Annotated in this window: 3 protein-coding genes; 1 reads left to right on the forward strand and 2 read right to left on the reverse strand. The window is 68.5% G+C overall.

The window, feature by feature from the left end; all coding sequences use genetic code 11:
• Nucleotides 1-178: 178 nt before the first annotated feature.
• Nucleotides 179-718, reverse strand: a complete 540-nt coding sequence (locus tag QH196_RS00015; RefSeq protein ID WP_280413681.1) for a carboxymuconolactone decarboxylase family protein — start codon at nucleotides 716-718, stop codon at nucleotides 179-181.
• Between the two features lie 16 nt (nucleotides 719-734).
• Nucleotides 735-1,322 (reverse strand): peroxiredoxin, encoded by a 588-nt coding sequence (locus QH196_RS00020; protein ID WP_280413682.1) that lies wholly within the window; start codon nucleotides 1,320-1,322, stop codon nucleotides 735-737.
• A gap of 122 nt (nucleotides 1,323-1,444) precedes the next feature.
• Between QH196_RS00020 and QH196_RS00025 the strand changes: the two genes are divergently transcribed.
• Nucleotides 1,445-2,326, forward strand: coding sequence for a hydrogen peroxide-inducible genes activator (locus QH196_RS00025; protein ID WP_280413683.1), 882 nt, complete (start codon nucleotides 1,445-1,447; stop codon nucleotides 2,324-2,326).
• Nucleotides 2,327-2,390: the final 64 nt, after the last annotated feature.

The following is a 2,390-nucleotide window of genomic DNA, read 5'->3' on the forward strand; positions in this document are numbered from 1 at the left end:
AACCCTAAGTTCACGACCCCGGTGCGTCAACTGTTGGGTGTCGCTGGGGGGGCGCGGCTGGGTGTTCTGGGGCCGGACCCGTATTCCGCGCGCTGTGGTGTACCCCCAACCCCCGTGGGGGCCCCCCCACCCCGGCGCCCCCACAGGGTTGGTGAACGAAACCCGTCGGGGCGGCAGATCAGACGGCGGCGCCGGCCAGCGCCTCGTTCGTCTGCACGGCCTGGCCTACACCGGCCACGATGGCCGCCGCGCGCAGGGCCTCGAAGATCACCTCGCGCGAGACACCGGCCTCGCGCAGGGTGTGCTCATGGGCCTCCAGGCAGTGCTGGCAGCCGTTGATCGAGGACACCGCGAACGACCAGAGTTCGAAATCGTTCTTGTCCACGCCCGGCGAACCGATGATCTGCATGCGCAGCCCGGCCCGCAGATCGTCGTACTTCCCGTCCAGGAAGCCCTTACCCCGGTAGAACACATTGTTCATACCCATGATCGAGGCGGCGCCCAGAGCTGCGTTGTACGCCTCCGCGGACAGGGTGTCGGCCGCTTCCTCCGCGATCTCACGCAGCGTGGTGGCCGAACGGGTGGCTGCCGCGGTGGCCAGCAGGGTGCCCCACAGCTGCTGCTCGTTGAGCACGGTGGTGCGTGCCAGCGAGGAGAGGTTGAGCTTCAGATCCTTGGCGTACTCGGGAAGCGAGTTCTTCAGAGTGTCGATGCTCACTGCGTTACCTCATCTCTCAGACGCTCGCCGACAGCAGTTCGCCGGCGTCGATGGTGGGATCGCCCTTCTTCCAGTTGCACGCGCACAGTTCGTCGGACTGCAGCGCGTCCAGCACCCGCAGCACCTCGTCGACATTGCGGCCCACGGAACCGGCGGTCACCGAGACGAACTGGATCTCGTTGTTCGGGTCGACGATGAAGGTGGCGCGGTCGGCCACACCGTCGGCATTGAGAACGCCGGTCGCGGCGGCGAGTTCACGCTTGAGATCCGACAGCATCGGGAACGGCAGGGTCTTCAGATCCTCGTGCTGGGCCCGCCACTGGAAGTGCACGAATTCGTTGTCCACCGAGGCGCCGAGCACCTGGGCGTCGCGATCGGCGAACTCGTCGTTCAGCTTGCCGAAGGCGGCGATCTCGGTGGGGCAGACGAAGGTGAAATCCTTCGGCCAGAAGAAGATGATCCGCCACTTGCCCTCGTGATCGTTGCTGGTGACGCGGGTGAAATAGTCGTCGGGCTGCTGGGCGTTGACCTTCGACAGGTCACCGCCGATCACCGCGGTGAGGTCGTAGGCGGGGAACTGGTCGCCGATGGTCAACAGGGGCATGGTGGAACTCCTTGTCGTATCGAGTGGCCGGCGGATCTCGCCGGCGGGGTGAGCATTCTGCGTCGATCTTGCCAAGCAACCCGCAAAAGGCAAAAGTGATAGGTCGCACTACACTGATAGGGATGTCCGATCAGTTTTATCAGCCAACCCTCTCGCAGCTGCGTGCCTTCGTCGCCGTCGCCGAACATCGCCATTTCGGTGCGGCCGCCACGAGTCTCGATGTGAGCCAACCCACGCTTTCGCAGGCCCTGGCCGCGCTGGAAAACGGGCTCGGACTGCAGCTGATCGAGCGCAGCACCCGCCGCGTGCTGGTGACCGAGGCCGGCCGGCGACTACTCCCGCAAGCCATCGCCACACTGGACGCGGCCGACCGATTCCTGTCCGCCGCGAACGGCGATACGCTCGGCGGTGTCCTGCGGATGGGCATCATTCCGACCGTCGCACCGTATCTCCTGCCCGCATTGCTGCCGACCCTGCGCCGCCGGCTGCCCGCGCTGACGCCACGGATCGTCGAGGACAGAACGGCCCGCCTCCTCGACGAGCTGCGCGCCGGCAGCCTGGACGTCGCGGTGCTCGCTCTGCCCGCCGATGTCCCCGGTGTGGTGGAGATACCGCTGTACACGGAGGACTTCGTCGTGGTGGTGCCCGCGGGGCACGAGCTGGCGGGTCGCACCGACCTGGCCCCGGCGGCACTGGACGCCCTGCCGATCCTGCTCCTCGACGAGGGACACTGCCTGCGCGCCCAGACTCTGGAACTGTGCCGTTCCGCGGAGATCCGCCCGGGCGCGGCGGGGGATACCCGGGCGGCATCGCTGTCGACGGTGGTGCAGTGCGTGGCGGGCGGGCTCGGGGTGACCCTGATCCCGGAGATGGCGGTGGGGGGGGGGCACCCCCCCCGCGGCCCCGGGATAAGGGGGGGGTGGGGCCCCCCCCCCCCCCCCCCCCCCCGCGGGGGGGCCGGGGGGGGTGACGCGACGGGGGGCGGGGGGGGCCAACGCCGCTAGAAAACGGGGGGGCTTTTTAAGAACCCCGCCGCGCCGCCCCCAGACAGCGCGCCGCGCCCGCCCC

Source organism: Nocardia carnea (assembly GCF_029868325.1).
Taxonomy (GTDB): domain Bacteria; phylum Actinomycetota; class Actinomycetes; order Mycobacteriales; family Mycobacteriaceae; genus Nocardia; species Nocardia carnea_C.